This window comes from Nitrospirota bacterium (assembly GCA_016195565.1).
GTDB lineage: Bacteria > Nitrospirota > Thermodesulfovibrionia > Thermodesulfovibrionales > UBA1546 > UBA1546.
The window spans coordinates 26,487-44,210 of record JACPZK010000005.1 but is presented as its reverse complement, the minus strand read 5'-3'; the positions used below and the strand labels follow the sequence as shown (position 1 = coordinate 44,210).

Genomic DNA, 17,724 nt, shown 5'->3' with positions numbered 1-17,724 from the left:
TTGTTTCAGTATCTAATGAAATCAATGAGTTATAAGACCCTGAAATAAATTCAGGGTGACAAATCAGTATTTTTTAGACAGGCTCAGTATGAGAGTGTTTTGTTCGGGTCTTATTTCACGGCTGCGCCCTTCCATATTATGGTCACTACAACTGAACCGTTTCCCGCAGCGCCGGTGTAATGCACAGTCACTTTCATAGGCAGTGACCCCGCAGGCGCATTTACCGCTGTAAAGGTCTGCGTCTTAGGATTAAAACTCAGCCACGAAGGTAAAGGATTGCCGTCAGTGGTCGTTGCCTTCGCTGTTGTGGCGTCGCTTTCGCTTCCGGCAGCCTGTATGACCACCTCTTTGGGTATGGAGAAAGTAAATGTACTGGTTGTATCAACAAGGACTTCAATCTGTATTACTACCTCTTTGGGTTCGGTGTAGGTGAATACATCGGGAGTGTTCACCAGCGCGCTGCCGAATAATGCGTTACTGTCGCTTAGTGTTACGGCTGTATTGAATGCAAGTTTAACAAAACTTTCCTGCGGCGGAGGGGCAACTACGAATATCGTACCTGCCGGCAGAATGACCTCCCTATCTATAGTGCCTGCGTCCGTGTTTATAATAGGCCGTTGGGTTACTGTCAGGTTATTGCCGATGTAGGTGATATTGTAGCCGAGACTACCAAGCAACGTTCCCTGCGTAATGGTGTATGTCCCAACATTACTTGTCTGTGTTGCAGCGGTTGAAAGGCTGCCTGCGAGCGCCGTTGCCGCTGTGTCGCCTGCAATAAGTCCGCTTGTTGCATAGGTCAATGCCGGATTCGGGTCTCCGTAGAGCCGCGTCTGCGCATCCGCGGTAACGGTCAAGGTCGGCGTAATGCTGTAAACCATTCTGCTGCCGAGAGATGCGGAAGGTGTGCATGTTCCATAAACACAGTTGAAATAATTGCCCGGCGAGGTGAATGCGCCGAAGGTGTTTGCCGCAGGGTCTGTGGAATATACAAGAAATCTTCCATTGGGCGCATTCAGCGGAGTTGCGCCGGCATTGTTGATGAAGTTTCTTGCCGCAGCAAGCACAAGGGCGTCGCCGGTTCCGTTGGCGGTTGCCGCGTTATTCAGGGTGATGTCTGCGGCTGCACCTGTGGTTTGAACAAGGATTGTATTTGAGGCGGTCAGTCCTGATGTGAGATTTACCGCGCCGATGGTCAATCCGCCTGCTTGCGAGTAGCTCACACTGCCGGTATTTCCCGCAAGGGTGGCGATGGCATTGCCGGTGTTGGTTAAGGTGTATGTGCCGCCTGTGCCGAGGAGTTCAAGTCCCGCTGCGGTGATTGCCGCTGTCTGGGTTACCGCGCCGGTGGTGTTGAGGGTCAGGTTCTTTCCTGCACCCAATGTCAGCGCGCCGTTTATGGCTATGCCGCCGCTTGATGCGCCGGGATTTTGCAGCGTAAGATTTGCCGATGCCGGAACTGTCCATGCGCCGGTCTTTATCGCTCCTGTGCCGTTCGCCCTGCCAATGGTAATGTTTGCAAAGCCGTTCTGGATATAGCCCAGTTCGGCGGCGGAAAGGTTGAATGTGCCTGCGCCGCCTGCGAGGCCGATGGTGGTTGCTGGATTGAGCGGCTCAAGCAAAAGATTACCCGTGCCTTGTATGGTCAGGCCGGAAAGGAAGATGCTGTCCGCGCCGGTTGCCGTCCTTGCGATGAGGGTGATATTGCCAGTGGAGGTCGCGCCGCCGATGGTGTTGTTGAGACCAGCAGTGTATATGCCTTGCGCCGCTCCAGCGCCTCTGCCGTCAAGGGTGATGTTGGCGGAGCCGGTGGAAGTTACGGCTGCGCCGTTATCTATGAGTATGCCGTAATTGCCCGCGCCTAAGCCTGCGCCGGTTCCGGTAATGGAGATTGCGCCGGTTGCGGATGTTACCTTTGTGTTTGCGCCGGAGAGATAAACGCCGCGGTTAGTGCCTGTTCCCGCGCCGCCTGTGCCGGTAAGTGTGATATTACCGCTTGTTGTTTGAATAACGCTTCCGCCCAATGCGTAAATGCCGTAGGCGCTCGATGTTCCGGCAAAGCCTGTGCCTCTGATTCTGATAATGCCCGCGCCTGCGTTGAGCGTTGCGTTATTAAGATAGACGCCGTATTTATCATTAACGCCAGCGCCGCCTGTGCCCACCGCCGCTGTGGTTGCCGGATTTGCACCGCCGCCAAGGGTGATGTAGCCGCCATTGGTAACGATGGATGAGCCGCTGTTCATCTGGATGTTGCCGCCGCCGGTGGCGTCGGAGTCGGAGTTGAGAACTACATTGAGCCTGTTGCTGGTGGATGAGATGGAAACGCCGCTGTTTACGATAATATTATTGTACGCCCGAAGGGTGAGCGTTGCATTGGCGCCCGCGGTCTTGGCAATGTTGGCGGCTACGGTGATGTCGCCGAGTTGCGCCCCTGCTGCTGCGGTAGCACAACAGTTACACTGGTGCCTGCGTTTAAGGAGGCAACAATCGGGGCATTATATGCCGCATCCATGAGCACATCGGTCGGGTCTATAAGCCATGTCCCGCCTTTGCCGTAAGGCGCTGCTGCAGTAACGGTCGGATTATTCAGTTCAACATTATGTCCCGAAGTCTCTATAAATCCGCTATCCCCGCCATTCGGAGCAGAGGCGTCCAGAGTGCCGCCCACTTTCACGACTCCGCCGCTTTCCATGCCGGCCAGAAGTTTGATGACGCCGTCTTTCTCTCCTATGGTCTGCGCCTGTATAACGCCTTCATTGCTTACTATGCTGCTCAACAGGCTGTTTGCTGCGGAGGCGCTCATTATCACCCTGCCGCCGTCTGCCTGTATTAAGTGTTTGTTCTCTATAAAGGTGTCTATTGCTGCCGGCTCTACTGTTATGCCTATCAGGCTGTCGCCGTTGAAGTCAAGCGTGGCTTTATCTCCAGCTCCTATTGCCACCGTGCCGAGTTTTGCGGAGAGTATGCCCTCGTTCCTCACTTCAGGGGCTAACAGGGCTATGTAGCCGCCGTCCGCTGCCGTAATGTTTCCATAGTTGAGTATGCTTCCGGTGGAGCCGTCCCTTTCAAAGCGGTAAACTCCGTTCATGAAATCCGCGTCGCTTATTTTCATGGTGGAGGCGACAATGCCGCCTACATTAACACTGCTTCCCTGCCCGAAAATGATGCCGTTGGGGTTTAAGATGAATACCTGCCCGTTTGCGGTGAGTCTGCCGAAGATTTGGCTCGCATCAGGCGTAAGCACCCTATTTAATGTTGCCGACGATGCAGAGGGCTGGTTGAAATTCACTTGCGCCTGAGAACCTATGTTGAAGGTCTGCCAATTGATGACAGCCTTGTCTGTGCTCTGGTTGATGTTCATGCTGGCGTTGGTCTGCGTGATGGACGCCTGCCCTGCCGTTACCTGCCCGCCGGTGGGCAGTTCATTGGACGCAGGAGGAGCGGCAAAGACCGCTGTATGTAAAAATATCAAAGCTATTGATATGGCCCTGAAAAGTTTGTTTTTGGTCTTATTAAGAGTTGTCATGTTCCTCCTACCTCTTTATTCTATAATTCGCAATGTCCATGCCTGAAAAATAACAGCTTAAAATCAGCGCATTACAAATTAGGGCAATGATTTAAGGGTAAGGCTTTACCCAAAATGTTACCCTTATATTATTTAGTCTCATTAAGCCTCTTTATGACTTCGCCCGTTATGTCCACTCCGGCGCCTATATATGCAATGTCCTGTATGTTTTTCAGTATGACGGCATAGCCGCGCTTGCTGCCTATGTCGTTTAAGATGGGCGCCGCTTTCAGGAGTATCTCGTTTACTGATTCAACATCTTTCTTCGCAAGGTCTTCTTTTACATCAGCCGCATATCTCTCTATTTCTTTGTTTTTGTTCTGTATCTGTTCTATGAGGTCTTTTACCTTTCTTTCGTTTATGGTCTTTTGCTCCCTCCCTTTTTTGAGGTCGTTGTTGAGGGCTTCTATTTCCGCAAGTTTTCCGCGAAGTTCTTTGTCTTTCTGCTCTCTGAGCCTGTTGTATTCCTCTGTCTTCTTTTTGCCTATGTTGGATTCCGATATGATTCTCTGCGGGTTGATGTAGCCTATTTTATCAGCGCCGTGGGCAAGGGCCTCCATGCCGAAGATGAGCAATGCCGCAAGTCCGCTTATCCCTATGCTTTTGATTGTTGTATTCATCTGACTTCCTCCTTAGTCTGTCATTCCGTGCTTGACACGGAATCCAGCTGTTTTAAAAGGTTTTTCGTTCCTCTGGATTCCCGCTTTCGCGGGAATGACAAAAAACCTACGGGAATGACAGAAACCGATTTTTCAGACTTTTTACGAAGCCATCAATCTTCCTGCTTTCAGAAATATTTGCTCGCCGTCACCCATACCCTCGGGCTGCGCTTCGTTCCGTCGGAATCGTTGCCTGCCGTGGTCATGCCCGGGTTGTTGCCCAGTCTGCCTGCTATGGTTGCTTTGACAGAGAAGTCTCCGGCCTTTATGTAAGCAATGCCTCCGCCTATGCCCTCAAGATTGTATGAGTTCGGAATGCTTGTAGTTGTCCATTCCGTATGGTTCGTTTTGATGTGTCCGTAGTCGTAAAAGCCGAATACGCTTATGTTCTGCGTGAGCCTTTGCTGGAGTTCTACTGCAAGGAGCGTTCCTTCGTCCCCGGATGCCTCGTTTGCGGGATATGCCCTTACTCCGTAAGCCCCGCCAAGGCTGAAGTCTTCGGAGGAATCTAAGTTTTTGAAGGCGAACTGGTGTGTGAGGCTCAGGCTTAATGAGGTCTTTTCAGCAAGCCGCTGCATCCGGTAAAGGTTGAGCGTCGCTTTCTTGTATTCTCCGTGGGTCTTTGCGGATAACTGGTCTGCATCCAAATCGTCCTGCCATCTGCCGAGGTCCAGCCTGCCCATGACAAAGTTCACGCCTAATGATGTATATCCGCCTCCCAGAAGGCTGTCAAAGATGTCTCCGTTCAACCCAAGGGTTGCCGCGTCTGTTTGCTTGTTGCTGGTGGTTACTCTGTTTGATTCGTTATAAAGATCTTTGTGGTCGTAATTGGCTGTAACGCTCAGGTTGTGCTGTCTCTGACGGATTAGAGGATATGACGCAAAGAGGCTGTAGATGGTGGAGCGGCCTTCTGCTTCCGTTGCCTTGAAGTCGGCGCCAAGGTTATAGTCCATCGCTGCAAGTGATGCGCCGAGTTTGAGTCCGCTGTATCCCACCGGCAGGCTGTAGGCGATTCTGCCGTATTTTGTGCGCAGGGTGTACAGATTGTCGTAGCCGCCAAGCGCTTTGATGGATATCCGGTCTCCGATGCCGCTGAGATTATTGAGGTTAATGCCCGCTCCCACCCTGTACTCGCCGGAAGCGCGGCTGCCGGTGTTGTCAAGGTCTATGCTGCCGGTAATGAAGGGGGTGTTTGTGAGTTTGATGGTCTGCTGTATCATGCCTTCTTTCGTGCCGGGCTGGAGGACGGAGTCCGCTGCTACTCCCGGAAGGTCGTTAAGTATGAGCATGCCCCTTTCAAGCTTGTCCATGCGGACAGTTTCGCCGAGGCCCTGCGATGCGGTAATGTATTGTTTTGCCCCTTGAAAATCAAGCCGCGATTTACTCTCTTTGTCGGGGACTATATCCTCAAGCCTGCCCTCTATGACTGCAATCTCCACTATGCCGTCTTTGATTTCCTGCGGGGGCAGATAGACGCGGGCTATATATCCGTGCGCTGTGTAGTAGGCGGTTATCTTTTCCGCCGCCTTCTGAAGTTCCGAAAAGGCAAGCTCTTTGCCGATGTATTCCTGAAGAAGCGCCAAGAGAGCCTCTTCTTTGAAGATTGTCGCCCCCTTGATGCGGAAACCCTTTACGAGGACTTTCGGCCCTGCGACTTCCGGCGCAATCACATCGGGTTTGGTCTCTATTTTCCCATCAGGCTCTTTTTCGGGCAGCGCAGGCTTGTCTTTGATGTCCCTCAATATTGTGCCTGCATCGGGCTGCGATGCGGCCTGAGATTTGGAAGGAACTGAAAAACCGCACAGCACAAGAATCCCTATGCTGCAAATCACCTTCGTTACATATCCCACTATTCTCTTCTCCTTACTGTTCTTCTATGCCTTAATAACAGAGTAATAAGGAAATAAAAACCCAATTAAGAAAAATAGATGAACTTGTCCCAATTTAGATTCACTGTATTATCAATCCCCCCATCATTTCTGTCAAGCGAATTTAGATACCCACGGGCAAGCCCGTGGCGCTCTGCTTACAGCAAATATTCGTTTTCTTGTTATTCCCATTAATATTTACTATAATTCCTTATATGAATAAGGAACAAAGGGCCATGGCATGAAAGCAAGCAGATACCTGCTCTATTTCATTTTTTTATCGGTATTATTAATAGCCGCCTGCAAGGATAAAAAACAGGAACAGAAAGTCATTGCAACAGTAAATGATACGCCAATCACACTTGCAGAATTTGAGAAAGAGATAGCCTCATATTCAAAAAGGCAGCCGATGTTCAAGATGACGCCGGAGGCAATAGAAAACCATCTCAAGACCATCATAGAAAAAAAACTTATGATCCATGAGGCCATGAAGAAAGGCCTGGCAGAAGACGAACGGTTTATAGATACAATCAAGACATTCTGGGAACAGACCTTGATAAGGGAACTGATAAATACAAAGAACAAGGAATGGGCGGACAGATTTTTTGTAACTGAAAACGAAATACAGAAACAATACAAAAGAATGCAATACAGAATGGTTGTAATTGCAGTCAGGGCAGGCAATAAAGAGGAGGCTGAAGCAATAAAAAAGAAGATGAAGAAAGGGGAACATATTGAAGGCGGAGAGACAATAGTTCCGCATTTTTGTGAGGACACAAAGTTACTTCCGCTGCAAAATGCATTTGATATGCAAAAAGGCGAAATAAAGTTTTTCAGCAGCGACGGTGAATACATTGTTATCCGTGTTGTTAAAAAGGAAAAAATCATGCTGCTCCCGCTTAAGGACATACAAGAAAAAATAAAGGAATCCCTCGTTGAGCAGAAAAAACAGAAGGCAATGGCAGAATGGATGGAAGAGCTTAAGAAGTCGTCAAAAATAAATATAGATACCGCACTTTTAAAGGCAGCCGGCAATGGAAAATAGACCACCGTTCAGGCGAAGAAACTATTTTATCAAGAAAAAATTTCAGGCGAATTTTTCGATCAAGTTCTTTGCCATTATAGTTATAGAGGCAGTCCTTGCAGTAGGCCTTTTCCTTTTCTTGTCAAAAGGAACACTGACCACAGGCTACATCGGCTCAGAACTCAAGATAACACGCACGTATGATTTCTTCCTCCCTACTCTTCTCCTCGCAAATCTTGTCATTGTAGGCATAACAGGCATAACAGGCATAATCGTTTTGATATTCTTATCTCACAGAATAGCAGGCCCGATGTACCGTTTTGAAAAAGCGCTCGGCGAGATCAGCAAAGGCGACCTGACTCACAGGGTTAAACTCCGGCAAGCAGATGAGTTTAAGGAATTAGCGGATCGCATTAATGAACTGACAAATACCCTTGATATTAATGTTGGGAACCTAAAGTCCGGCGCCAATGAAATTTCTGAACAATTTCTAAGATTAAAAACCCTCACTGCATCAGGCAATCCCTCCGACGAGGACCTTGAACGCCTTGTACAGGGCATTTCTGAAAAACTATCAGACTTACAGGAGACTGCAAATTATTTTAAAACCTCTAAAGAGCAGCAAGATAAAAAACCCTGATTCTGAGAATCTGCTTCTCATCATCTTCTGTTTGGGTCTTTTTCTCGTTATTTCTGCCCCTGACCGCCTTGAGGCTCAGGAATGGACAAAAAATTATAAGACACAATACGCTATAATTCACTATTCAAACGACAACGACCTGGCTATCTTCACCAAAAACATAGATAAAGGGTTTAGTTTTTCCAGTGAAAGCATTGAAAATAATCCGCTGCTTACAAAAAACAGGGTGGACAAGATAGTGGAAAGAGTAAGGGCGCTTCTGGATATGTATCCGTCCGGCCTTTATTTCAGCATCTATCTTTATCAAACTAATAAAGAAATAGAAACAATGTACAGGTCCATGGGATTTTTTGACAAGGCGCCAATCGCATTTTATTCGCACAGGACAAAGGCTATCTATATCTCACTTGAAAGCATAACTGACAGAATCTTTGCGCATGAGACAGCCCATGCCGTTATTAACTTTTATTTCATCGTACCGCCGCCTGCCAGAATGCAGGAGATACTGGCCCAGCATGTTGACAGGTATCTGTGGGAAAAGTGAGTATTTAAAAATCGCTCCTTTTCCTGTCAGGACAATGCAGATTGTCTTAAGAAAGATCAGAATATCAAGCATGATACCTCTGTTTTTAATATAATAAAGAATCTATTTTTCATCATAAAACCATAGTAAAATTCATCTATGGTAAAATACACACTTAATGAGCATTAAAACCTTTTTGCAGGAAATAGATAAAGGACTGACCTCGCCTGCCTACCTTCTATATGCAGATAACGAGTATATGATAGAAGAGGCGTTATCTTCAGTAAAAAAAACAATTCCTGAAACAGAGATGGCTTTCAACTTCAATGTATTTGACATGGACTCTGCCGACAGCATCCCAACTACAGGGGAAATAACTGACACCTTAAATACAGTCTCTTTTTTCGGAAGCCGCAGGTATGTAGTTGTCAGGAACCTTCAGAAAATTTCTACAAAGGAATTTAGAAAATTCCAATCCTATATAGCCAATCCATCACCCAATTCGGTTTTCTTAATGTCCTATACCGGAACATTAAAAAAAGAAATGAAAGAAAGCACGAAAGGGTTAAAAAGCATCTGCCTCGATATGCGGGAGAATGATCTGCCTGTGTGGATAAAAGAAAAGATAAGGCAAAAGGGAATTACAATTAAAGATGACGCCGTGGAATACCTCATCGGGGTTGTCGGAGACGACATAGGACTTCTGTCATCGGAAATCGAAAAACTTGCGTCATTCGGGAATGAAACAATAACAATCACAGGCATAAAGGAAATTGTTGAAGGGAGCAGGGATTACAGTGTCTTTGACCTCACAAATGCGCTGAGAGAGAAGAACATCGAAAAAGTATTCAGGATATACAGAACGCTCTCCGAGACAACAGAACCGTATAACCTTTTAGGCGCAATAAACTGGCAGTACAGCAAGATGTCCCTGCAAGCAAACGACACGCGTCAGCGGAAAAACATTTCCAGAGCATTTAAACTCCTTAACGATGCCGATATACAGATAAAAACCTCAGGCGGCGCCTATCCGATGGAACACCTGCTTATCAGGCTGCTGCAGCTTTGAGAACTGTATTTGCCAGTTTTGAGAGTCTTGATATTTTTCTGGAGGCTGTATTTTTGTGCAATACGCCTTTTGAGACAGCTGAATTTACAGCCCTTATTATCTCTCTCAAAAACTTTTTTACATTGTCCTGATTTTTTTCAGTTATCGCTTCCTCAATCCTTTTCGAGACAGTCTTTATCTTTGAGCGGATTGAAGCATTGCGCAAATTGCGTTTCTCTGCCTGTCTTATTCTTTTTATTGCTGAAAGGTTTTTCTTTTTTGCTGCTTTAGCCGGCAATTCTTTCCTCCTTATAGGTCTGAGACCCCGAAAAATTTGGTCTTATTTTTTAACATAATTTTAGTTATAAAATCAATCTTTTAATTCTACAATTTCTGTAGTCTTGCTTCAGGGTTCCCTTATTGTCATTGCGAGTTCCGATTTTCATCGGGATAAACTCCGCGCGGCAATCTTTCTTTAGAGATTGTTTTGCATTGCAAAGATTTAATGATTCGCAATGAGTTTCAATCCACGCTCCCGCGCGAGGAGCGACATACGCTGGCATTGTCGAAGTGTCCAGATTTTCTTTTCTGAGGAGGACTCAACTAAATCGACAAAATGATAAGGACTAACAACCAACAAATTCACTCCCCTTGTTATTTATACGGCAACTCTATGATTTCTGTGTATTTTGATATAACTTCAAGCTCGGGGTCTTTGTGAACCAGGACAGCGCCTTTTTCTATTGCTGTTGCCGCTATAAAAGCATCAGCCACCGAAAGCCTGTGATTTGCCTTAAGCCTGCCTGCAGACAAAGTGAGCCTTTCATTTGAATCTACTCTGTGAACAGGCAGCGACTTAACCAGTATAATCAACTCCCTGGCAGCATCTTCACTTTTTTCCTGCCATGTGACATAGTACAATTCCATAAAGCTGACGAACGAGAGATAAACCGAATCTTTCCCCTTCTTGGCCATATTCAGAATATCTTCAACCACGTCACTGCCCTCCTCTGCCTTTGTAAAAGTGAAAATAGCAGAGGTGTCCAGCACATAACTCTTAGACACGTTCTCGTTCCTCTTTCCTTGATTTCAGAAGCGACCGCAGAAGATCCGTGTCCCTGAATTTGCCCCTGAGCGCCTTAATGGGGTCTTTGGGAATAGGCAAGACAGTTATGGTATGTCCGTCATCTATCCACTCAAGTTTTGTCTTTGGCTTGATGTTATACTTTCTGCGTATCGCCACGGGGATCGCCGTCTGCCCCCTCACTGTAACCGTGCTTTCCATCCTCATCACCTCCAATAATAACTTACAAGATTTATTTATATAATACAAGATTTAAATAGTTTTTTGCTTGTAATAGACAGTTTATAAGCAGATTTTCTTTTATGAGGAGAGAGATTCAAAAAGACGACTCACGGATTATTCCACCATACCTCAATCCGGATATTAAATCAGACCCTTGTTCGGTTTCAATCCACGCGCCCACGCGGGGCGCGACAGGCAATTATCAAGCAAAGTCATATCCTGATGAGTTTCAATCCACGCGCCCACGCGGGGCGCGACTATCTCGGTATGAAAAGCATAGACGCCCTTGTTCGGTTTCAATCCACGCGCCCACGCGGGGCGCGACAGCGATTTTACTGAAGAATAAAGCAGAATTAATTGGGTTTCAATCCACGCGCCCACGCGGGGCGCGACTCAGGTCTTCTGTTATCTTTGCTCCCGTGACTGGTTTCAATCCACGCGCCCACGCGGGGCGCGACCTGTGAATATAGCCACCCTTCCGCGCCTTTTCGTTTCAATCCACGCGCCCACGCGGGGCGCGACTTCCGCGGCGTTGCTTATACAAGGAAAGCTGCCGCTGTTTCAATCCACGCGCCCACGCGGGGCGCGACGCATCAGTAGGCAGTGAACAGAACACGCCTTTGTTTCAATCCACGCGCCCACGCGGGGCGCGACAGCCCCATGTCGGCATTGGAGGCTGGGCGCCAAGCCGTTTCAATCCACGCGCCCACGCGGGGCGCGACTTTTTGCGGTGCAGGCGCATTGCCATACTCGTCACGTTTCAATCCACGCGCCCACGCGGGGCGCGACTGCTAAGCTACAACTTACTAAATCAAAAAGATAAATTGCTCATTTACTGCGAACCGCATCTTTTTCGCTGAGCAAGTACTTCAATTGTCAAAGAGCATTTTACAAAACACTGCGTTTTTAAAAGCTGTTTTATGGTTTGCGAACTTTACCGAAGACTTATGTGCCCTTCAGGTTCGCAAGCCATCAAATTATTAATGGCCCATCCTGTTCAATCGTTGCCTTTGCACCCACATGCTCAACCCTGTGTTTCCAGTTAGAGCCGAGATAATAAAACCGCAGACTGTCTTTTGCAGGGTCAATCTCCTTAACGAGCCTCGACCTGAGCGTTGTCCATTGCGCAGGGTCAACAATGCATTCAAAGATAGAATTCTGCACCCTCTGTCCATAGTCAAGACACGCACGCGCTACCCTTCGCAGACGGCGCTGCCCGCCCTTCTCAACTGTTGACACATCATAACTTACAATCATAAACATAATTTCTCCTCACTTCCATATAAACGGCGGATATGCATCCATATCCCCGCGCAGATAGCGCGCCAGAAGCAATGCCTGCGTATGAAATAACAGCCCGACAGTAACCTTCTCTTTCAAAAAAGGATGCATCATCTCATCCTGCTTACGCTTCTGGTAAGTTACCAGCACTGTCTTTCTTGTGTCGTCATCCATCCACACTGAGCCTGATTCTTTTTTATTAAACCCCTTGTCCTGCACCTGACAGAGATTAATCAATGAAAGAGCCAAACGGTCTGCAAAAAACGGACGGAACTCTTCCATCAAATCCAAGGCAAGACTATAGCGCCCCGGCCGGTCTCTGTGCAAAAAGCCCACAGCAGGGTCCAGCCCGACTGCTTCAAGCGCAGACCTTATATCGTGCATCAGAATCACATAAAGAAAAGAAAGCAGACAGTTTACATTATCAAGAGGCGGACGCCTGTTACGCTCCTTGAAAAAGAAGTTTTCCTTTTGAGTTGTAATCAGGTGGTCGAAGACGCTGAAATATGCATTTGCAGAGTCGCCCTCAATCCCGCGCAAAGAATCGAGATCTGAATCAGACTGTAGCCTCCTTAAAGAGCTGTTGAGTTTTTGAACTGCATCTTCAAGTTCAGAACATTCGATTTTCTCTGAATGATCCCTTAGCGCTCTCTGCAAGACCGTCCTGCTGTTGGTAATTTTTCCTGTAAGAAAAGCAGTTGCCATATCAGCAGAGAATTTCTGATCATCAGCCTTCCTGTATTGTTCGCGCCTCAGAAGTACATTGCCTGACACAGGCCCCTGAACCTTTGCGAGGAAGCTGCCGTTTTCAGTCATGAAACTAACTGACACTCCGCGCTCTGCACAAAAGCCCATAAGATACGGGCTGCAACTGACCTGTCCGAAACAGACAATGCCGCCGAGGGTATGAACAGGCAAGCGCAAGGCCACTTCTCCATCAACCTTGACAATGACTGTCTCTCCTTCTTTTGAAAGATACGCGCCCTGAGTTGTCACGAACAATGTATTAAGGTGTCTTTTCATGTCTTTTTATGTCTCTGTCTCTTTTTTCTTTCGATAGCCGCTTCTATCTTTTTCAGTTCTTCATCGTCAGCAAGAGCTTCCTCCTTCGCCTCTATTGCAAGCCGGTTGCGGTTAAATGCTTCATAATGATCAAGCGCCAGCTTATTCGCTACTTCTTTGGTCACCTTGCCTGCGTTAGTCAGAATATCCCGTTCGTTAAATTTCAGGAAGGCATCCAGCTTTTTCCGCCAGTCGCGCATGAAAACCTGCCTGCGGCGTTTGGCCTGATCTTCGGCATAATTCAGGTACATTTCAACAATGCGGTTGAGATGCTCGATTTCATTATGATTCAGATAGTTTTTGGCAATGGTCACATCCCCCCTGCGGACTTTTGCCCCCTTCCATGAAGTCAATCCCATATTGGGCTTCGATGCATCCGCCCGTTCGGAGATTATTTCAGCAGCAGTCTTTCCTGATACTGCAAAGTGCAGCTTGTTCTGGACAATGCTAAAAAATTCCAGGGTTTCTTCTGCATTCGGATCGTAATCAACCGCAAGTTTATAGATGTCGCGGATTTTTTGATAAAAACGCTTTTCGCTTGACCGGATGTCCCTTATCCGCTCAAGCATCTCATCAAAGTAATCAGAGCCGATATTATTGACTTCTTTCAGCCGTTCATCGTCCATGGTGAAGCCCTTGATGAGATACTCATTCAACCGCTCTGTTGCCCACCTGCGAAACTGAGTGCCTCGAAGTGATTTCACCCGGTAGCCGACCGCGACAATAGCTTCAAGGTTGTAGTGCCTTACATTGCGGCGAACCTGCCGGGAACCCTCATGCCGAACTATTAAGTAATCCTTAATAGTTGCCATCTCTGAAAGCTCTCCTTCGTCATACACATTGTTTAAATGAATATTGATGTTAGGGACAGTTGTCTGAAACAGTTCCGCCATTGCCAATTGGCTCATCCAGACGGTTTCGTCCTGCAATCTCACCTCGATATTAGTTTTGCCATCCTCTGTCTGATACAGAATCAAATCACTTTTAACTGGAATTTGTTCTTTCTTTTTCTTCATAGGCTTCCTTTATTCCTCCGCCATCGCCTTCATCAGATAATTACTCGCCTTACTGCTTGCATTAGGCAGGCACAACTCTACCAAAGAACACTTCTTGCACTTTTTTGAGTATTCAGCTTTCGGCGTAATCCCTGATTCAATAAGCTCATGAACTTTTTTCGCAGCGTCTTCTGTTTCCGAACGCAATGCCTTGTCAAAAATCACATCATGCCTGTGGTGAGTCTGGCCGTAAAAAAGCGCGCCTTCCGGAATTTCAACATTGAGCATTTCCTCAAGACAGATTGCCTGAGCGCAAAGCTGAACCTTATCGCAATCATCCATCTTAGGTTTTCCGCGCTTGTATTCAACAGGAAAAAAGTGCTGCAAGGAAGAGAGTTGAATCAAATCGTCTTCAGTGTACAACTAAAGCTCGACCTCCAAAGTTACACCCTGCAGCATATTTGCCTGAGTAGGTACTGTGACAGTGTAATCACTGAAATCACGCGCAGGCTTGTTTTCGGATTTGACCTTGACCATGTCGAACAGCACGTGAGACGGATGATTACCCATTGCTGAATCGTGCTTGAAAATGATGAGCTTCCGAGTGGCCATTTGTCCCCGCGCTGCAGATCGGTCATGCTCAAACATTTCAAGAAGAGCCTTCCAGAATAGATTCAAATCATCTTCGTTAAATCCTGTCTGCGTTGCAAATGGTGCAGAGATAAATCCGTGGCAACGATAAAGTCCATAAGGGATTGTGAATTTACGCCCTTGAATGCCAATTTGTTCTTCGATTGATTTATCCTCAGAACGGGCAGCGCAAACAGTCAATGAATGTTCAAGTGGAACTACTTGATCAACGGAGCGCGCAAAAGTCATTTGTATCGGACCTCTAACTTGTCCAGCATTAGGACCTGTACTCATAACGGCCCCGAAAGTTCGGACATCATAGTAAGTCTTACACATATACTGCCGTCCTTTCTCAATTTCGCTGCTTTGAGCTCCACCTTTGGTTTTACGCTTCTCTCCATCTTTTTTGTCTGTGGGTGGTTCGTTAAGATTAATGCCCAATGTCTCATATCCTTCTCTAATATATTTGTTGAGTATCGCTTTTTCTTTCACAAAAATATCGTATCCATCTTTATTCCCATTTGACATCTGCACATAATTTCTTACTTTCCTTTTTAAACAAACGTCCGTAACAAGCCCGTGTCCTGTTTCAGGATCAACGCGCGGCAGGTTGCCTGCGTCCGGGTCTCCGTTGGGATTGCCGTCCTTTACATCAAAGAATAATACAAAATCATAGCGGTTGTTGATTGTGTTGCTCATTTTTTTATTCCTCCTTTGATTTTTTTGTCATTCCTGCGAAAGCAGGAATCCAGTTCACTTTCTACTCCTTTATATCCTTCTTCTTAAAAAAATCCTGTCTCTGGTGATAATAGCCAACTGCAAACCTCCCCTGATCATCGAGACTCAGATGGCCGGGGAAGTCCTTTATATCATCCACTATCTCGCCTATTATCTTTTCCAGATTTACTGTACGTCCCTTGCTTTCAAGCTTTGCAATATGATGATTCTTCAGTTTCATAAGATGCGAAAAGACGGTAACAGGGACGCTTGATGCCGAACCATAAAACCTGTCTCTAATAGTGGCGTTGATTCCAGGACTTGCCTCTTCCTGAATCTTTTCGAGAACGGCAAAGAGTCGCCCAAGACGATAGCCTATGTTAGTGTTGCTTGTATCCAATGACATACCTACCTCCTCCTTTAGGTTTATTTCATAAAATCGTGCATTTCTTACAAGTATGGCTTTAATAAGCGATACTCGTGGATATGTAACTTCACGCTCAGCCTTTATCCGCCGTATTGCCGCTGATAAAAGCGTTGTTGGATACGGCGTACCAGTAAGTACAGCCTTCATGAAATCGCCTGATAGATTGGGCTGGATGTTATCTGCCTTCCCCTGTAAAGCTGTTGAAACAAGTAATCGGAAAAGTGATAAATATTCAGGCTGGCGTGGAGCGTGGTCAATGGCAATATCCTTGAAGTGCTGCTTAATATTTTCTTCAACTTCAGTGATGGTTCCTGCATACCAGAAACGGATAGCAATCCGTGATGCATTTGGAGACAGGCCAAGAACATGAAATTTAATATTGTTATCAAGTAGAGGTTTCGCTCCTGTTTCAGGCGACTTGAACAAAGCCTTGATGGCTGCATAGTCCTGCTCACTATCTCCTTTAGCAGGTTCTCCAAAAATATCTGCAAACCAGTCTTCAATGTCATGCTTTCTCTCGGCCCAAAAAACAGTGCTTGCATCACCTACCTGAATGCGCTGTCGTGAGCCCTTTGCAAGCAAAGTATTTAATGCAGTTGTGTAAGCGAATTCTGCTTTCTTGCCGACAGGCGCATTATAGCCTTGTTCTTTGTTGAACGATCTGAAAGCATCGAGGTTGAACGCTACAATATTCGCACCAGATGGCTGTGCACCCCAGACGCCTTTAATGGCAGTGTGAAGCCGGGCTGGACTATCCTGTTTGCCGGTTATAAGACAGATTTGAGATTCGGAACGATCAGTGCTTGAAGAGGTACTGATAGCATTTCGCACAGCTTCACGCTGGCAAACAAGTTCCGTATCGCCTTCTATTTGAAATGTTATATTTGCTCCGCTTTCCTCAATATCTTTCCATAGTGGATGATCAAAAAGTTTTTTATAGTTTTTCGTATCAAGAAACCGGATTACGGCAGCAACTCCCTCGTCAACATGATTGCAACAAAAGGTGTTTTTGATATGCTCAAGAAAAAGAGCTCGCTGTTCTTCTGCCCTCTTGAGCAAAGCCTTCATATCCTTTCTCTTGTCAGGCTTAGGTCGTCCCAAGACATATGCAGGATTATCCCATAAAAGGTTTGCTGCTGACTTAATAGTTCGCTTAACAGCCTTCGGCACTAAGCGGAATTGCCCTTTTTTCTTTTTACCTTCTCCTTCTCTCAAATCCTGTAATCCGACAAAATCCCCATTTTTTTTAATGATGATGAGAAACGAAATGGCCTGCTTCTGATATCCTTCTTGAGCGACATTTGGAATTCGCTCATAATACTTTGTCAATGCCTGTAGAATCACTGTCTCACCACCCTTTCATCAGTCATCATGCGTCCGTTGTCGAGGCTTGCCTTGAAGAAGCGTGGCATAGGCTCTTTGCCTTCGAAATCCATATCGTAGAGCATCCAGCCGAGGTCGCGGGTTTCGGCAATTGGTTCTGGCAATTTCTTACCGTTTGTAAACACTTCAAACTCACCAGCAAACTCACGGCAGCCAAGATAAGGACGTTGAAAGCACTGCCCTTTTTCAGCCCTGCGGAGAAACATCTCTGTAAACTTAACAACTGTATCCTCGTTCTCTGCCTTATCAGTAAGCTCAAAATGCGCATGAATTGTATAAGCAACATCCCTGAGAAATAACCCTGCTCGTTGCTGTCGCTGATCCTCGATAAACAATCCGTTTGTTCGCGGAGACATGACAGCGCCGACCTCATTTCTGCGCACCGATTCCCACTTAATCGGATTCAGCACATCTATCTGCGTCACCTTCCAGAGAATGGCAGGCTTCCAGAGAATCGCTTCAAGTATTCCTCGTGCAGCAGATGGCGTCATAACGTCATATGAAACGCGCTCCACTTTCATCTCTGGCCGCGTGAAGCAAGCATTCCTGCCCCATACTTTTAGACGAAAGGCATTACTTGTAACAGGTGAATCCCTCAT

Annotated in this window: 18 protein-coding genes and 1 CRISPR repeat array; of the genes, 4 read left to right on the top strand and 14 right to left on the bottom strand. The window is 46.6% G+C overall.

Annotated elements, in window-relative coordinates; genetic code table 11:
• Positions 1–110 precede the first annotated feature (110 nt).
• The 4 genes from HY035_01685 to HY035_01670 all read right to left on the bottom strand — a co-directional run bounded on the left by HY035_01685 (position 111) and on the right by HY035_01670 (position 6,071).
• The gene (locus HY035_01685) at positions 111–2,240 is read right to left on the bottom strand and encodes a putative Ig domain-containing protein (GenBank protein MBI3377102.1); all 2,130 of its coding nucleotides are present in this window, start codon (positions 2,238–2,240) and stop codon (positions 111–113) included.
• Between the two features lie 161 nt (positions 2,241–2,401).
• Complete coding sequence (locus HY035_01680) at positions 2,402–3,523, bottom strand: filamentous hemagglutinin N-terminal domain-containing protein (protein ID MBI3377101.1); 1,122 nt, start codon at positions 3,521–3,523, stop codon at positions 2,402–2,404.
• Positions 3,524–3,651: 128 nt separating this feature from the next.
• On the bottom strand, positions 3,652–4,182 hold the full coding sequence (locus HY035_01675) for an OmpH family outer membrane protein (protein MBI3377100.1): 531 nt from the start codon (positions 4,180–4,182) through the stop codon (positions 3,652–3,654).
• A gap of 167 nt (positions 4,183–4,349) precedes the next feature.
• Positions 4,350–6,071, bottom strand: coding sequence for a ShlB/FhaC/HecB family hemolysin secretion/activation protein (locus HY035_01670; GenBank protein MBI3377099.1), 1,722 nt, complete (start codon positions 6,069–6,071; stop codon positions 4,350–4,352).
• Between the two features lie 259 nt (positions 6,072–6,330).
• Between HY035_01670 and HY035_01665 the strand changes: the two genes are divergently transcribed.
• The 4 genes from HY035_01665 to holA all read left to right on the top strand — a co-directional run bounded on the left by HY035_01665 (position 6,331) and on the right by holA (position 9,345).
• Positions 6,331–7,134: a hypothetical protein gene (locus HY035_01665; protein ID MBI3377098.1), complete on the top strand. Its 804-nt coding sequence runs from the start codon at positions 6,331–6,333 to the stop codon at positions 7,132–7,134.
• The gene (locus HY035_01660; GenBank protein ID MBI3377097.1) at positions 7,124–7,753 is read left to right on the top strand and encodes a methyl-accepting chemotaxis protein; all 630 of its coding nucleotides are present in this window, start codon (positions 7,124–7,126) and stop codon (positions 7,751–7,753) included. The genes HY035_01665 and HY035_01660 overlap by 11 nt, the downstream gene beginning before the upstream one ends.
• Positions 7,662–8,297 carry a hypothetical protein gene (locus tag HY035_01655; GenBank protein MBI3377096.1) on the top strand — a complete coding sequence of 212 codons (636 nt, stop codon included), beginning with the start codon at positions 7,662–7,664 and terminating at the stop codon, positions 8,295–8,297. Before HY035_01660 ends, HY035_01655 begins: the two co-directional genes overlap by 92 nt.
• Before the next feature lie 157 nt (positions 8,298–8,454).
• Positions 8,455–9,345 carry a DNA polymerase III subunit delta gene (holA, locus tag HY035_01650; GenBank protein MBI3377095.1) on the top strand — a complete coding sequence of 297 codons (891 nt, stop codon included), beginning with the start codon at positions 8,455–8,457 and terminating at the stop codon, positions 9,343–9,345.
• On the opposite strand, the gene rpsT is transcribed toward holA, so the two are convergent.
• The 10 genes from rpsT to cas5c all read right to left on the bottom strand — a co-directional run bounded on the left by rpsT (position 9,326) and on the right by cas5c (position 17,724).
• Positions 9,326–9,622: a 30S ribosomal protein S20 gene (gene rpsT, locus HY035_01645; GenBank protein MBI3377094.1), complete on the bottom strand. Its 297-nt coding sequence runs from the start codon at positions 9,620–9,622 to the stop codon at positions 9,326–9,328. The genes holA and rpsT overlap by 20 nt on opposite strands.
• Positions 9,623–9,978: 356 nt before the next feature.
• The gene (locus HY035_01640; GenBank protein MBI3377093.1) at positions 9,979–10,389 is read right to left on the bottom strand and encodes a type II toxin-antitoxin system VapC family toxin; all 411 of its coding nucleotides are present in this window, start codon (positions 10,387–10,389) and stop codon (positions 9,979–9,981) included.
• Positions 10,382–10,609, bottom strand: coding sequence for an AbrB/MazE/SpoVT family DNA-binding domain-containing protein (locus tag HY035_01635; protein MBI3377092.1), 228 nt, complete (start codon positions 10,607–10,609; stop codon positions 10,382–10,384). Before HY035_01635 ends, HY035_01640 begins: the two co-directional genes overlap by 8 nt.
• A gap of 182 nt (positions 10,610–10,791) precedes the next feature.
• Positions 10,792–11,419: a CRISPR direct-repeat array (repeat unit 32 nt; unit sequence GTTTCAATCCACGCGCCCACGCGGGGCGCGAC).
• Positions 11,420–11,602: 183 nt separating this feature from the next.
• Positions 11,603–11,893: a CRISPR-associated endonuclease Cas2 gene (cas2, locus tag HY035_01630; protein ID MBI3377091.1), complete on the bottom strand. Its 291-nt coding sequence runs from the start codon at positions 11,891–11,893 to the stop codon at positions 11,603–11,605.
• A gap of 9 nt (positions 11,894–11,902) precedes the next feature.
• A complete protein-coding gene (cas1c, locus tag HY035_01625; GenBank protein ID MBI3377090.1) occupies positions 11,903–12,934 on the bottom strand; it encodes a type I-C CRISPR-associated endonuclease Cas1 in 1,032 nt (343 codons plus the stop codon).
• Positions 12,931–13,989, bottom strand: coding sequence for a virulence RhuM family protein (locus HY035_01620; GenBank protein ID MBI3377089.1), 1,059 nt, complete (start codon positions 13,987–13,989; stop codon positions 12,931–12,933). Before HY035_01620 ends, cas1c begins: the two co-directional genes overlap by 4 nt.
• 9 nt (positions 13,990–13,998) lie before the next feature.
• Positions 13,999–14,391: a CRISPR-associated protein Cas4 gene (gene cas4, locus HY035_01615; GenBank protein MBI3377088.1), complete on the bottom strand. Its 393-nt coding sequence runs from the start codon at positions 14,389–14,391 to the stop codon at positions 13,999–14,001.
• Positions 14,392–15,297 (bottom strand): type I-C CRISPR-associated protein Cas7/Csd2, encoded by a 906-nt coding sequence (cas7c, locus tag HY035_01610; GenBank protein ID MBI3377087.1) that lies wholly within the window; start codon positions 15,295–15,297, stop codon positions 14,392–14,394.
• A gap of 61 nt (positions 15,298–15,358) precedes the next feature.
• On the bottom strand, positions 15,359–17,086 hold the full coding sequence (gene cas8c, locus HY035_01605) for a type I-C CRISPR-associated protein Cas8c/Csd1 (GenBank protein MBI3377086.1): 1,728 nt from the start codon (positions 17,084–17,086) through the stop codon (positions 15,359–15,361).
• Positions 17,083–17,724 (bottom strand): type I-C CRISPR-associated protein Cas5, encoded by a 642-nt coding sequence (cas5c, locus tag HY035_01600; protein MBI3377085.1) that lies wholly within the window; start codon positions 17,722–17,724, stop codon positions 17,083–17,085. The genes cas8c and cas5c overlap by 4 nt, the downstream gene beginning before the upstream one ends.

What these genes read in the sequence shown, in the direction of transcription:
- HY035_01620 (MBI3377089.1), bottom strand. Translation starts at nt 13,989, where the DNA reads ATGAAGAAAAAGAAAGAACAAATTCCAGTTAAAAGTGATTTGATTCTG.
- HY035_01665 (MBI3377098.1), top strand. Translation starts at nt 6,331, where the DNA reads ATGAAAGCAAGCAGATACCTGCTCTATTTCATTTTTTTATCGGTATTA.
- cas1c (MBI3377090.1), bottom strand. Translation starts at nt 12,934, where the DNA reads ATGAAAAGACACCTTAATACATTGTTCGTGACAACTCAGGGCGCGTAT.
- HY035_01635 (MBI3377092.1), bottom strand. Translation starts at nt 10,609, where the DNA reads ATGGAAAGCACGGTTACAGTGAGGGGGCAGACGGCGATCCCCGTGGCG.
- HY035_01675 (MBI3377100.1), bottom strand. Translation starts at nt 4,182, where the DNA reads ATGAATACAACAATCAAAAGCATAGGGATAAGCGGACTTGCGGCATTG.
- cas7c (MBI3377087.1), bottom strand. Translation starts at nt 15,297, where the DNA reads ATGAGCAACACAATCAACAACCGCTATGATTTTGTATTATTCTTTGAT.
- cas5c (MBI3377085.1), bottom strand. Translation starts at nt 17,724, where the DNA reads ATGAGGGATTCACCTGTTACAAGTAATGCCTTTCGTCTAAAAGTATGG.
- HY035_01660 (MBI3377097.1), top strand. Translation starts at nt 7,124, where the DNA reads ATGGAAAATAGACCACCGTTCAGGCGAAGAAACTATTTTATCAAGAAA.
- holA (MBI3377095.1), top strand. Translation starts at nt 8,455, where the DNA reads ATGAGCATTAAAACCTTTTTGCAGGAAATAGATAAAGGACTGACCTCG.
- HY035_01680 (MBI3377101.1), bottom strand. Translation starts at nt 3,523, where the DNA reads ATGACAACTCTTAATAAGACCAAAAACAAACTTTTCAGGGCCATATCA.
- HY035_01685 (MBI3377102.1), bottom strand. Translation starts at nt 2,240, where the DNA reads ATGAACAGCGGCTCATCCATCGTTACCAATGGCGGCTACATCACCCTT.
- cas2 (MBI3377091.1), bottom strand. Translation starts at nt 11,893, where the DNA reads ATGTTTATGATTGTAAGTTATGATGTGTCAACAGTTGAGAAGGGCGGG.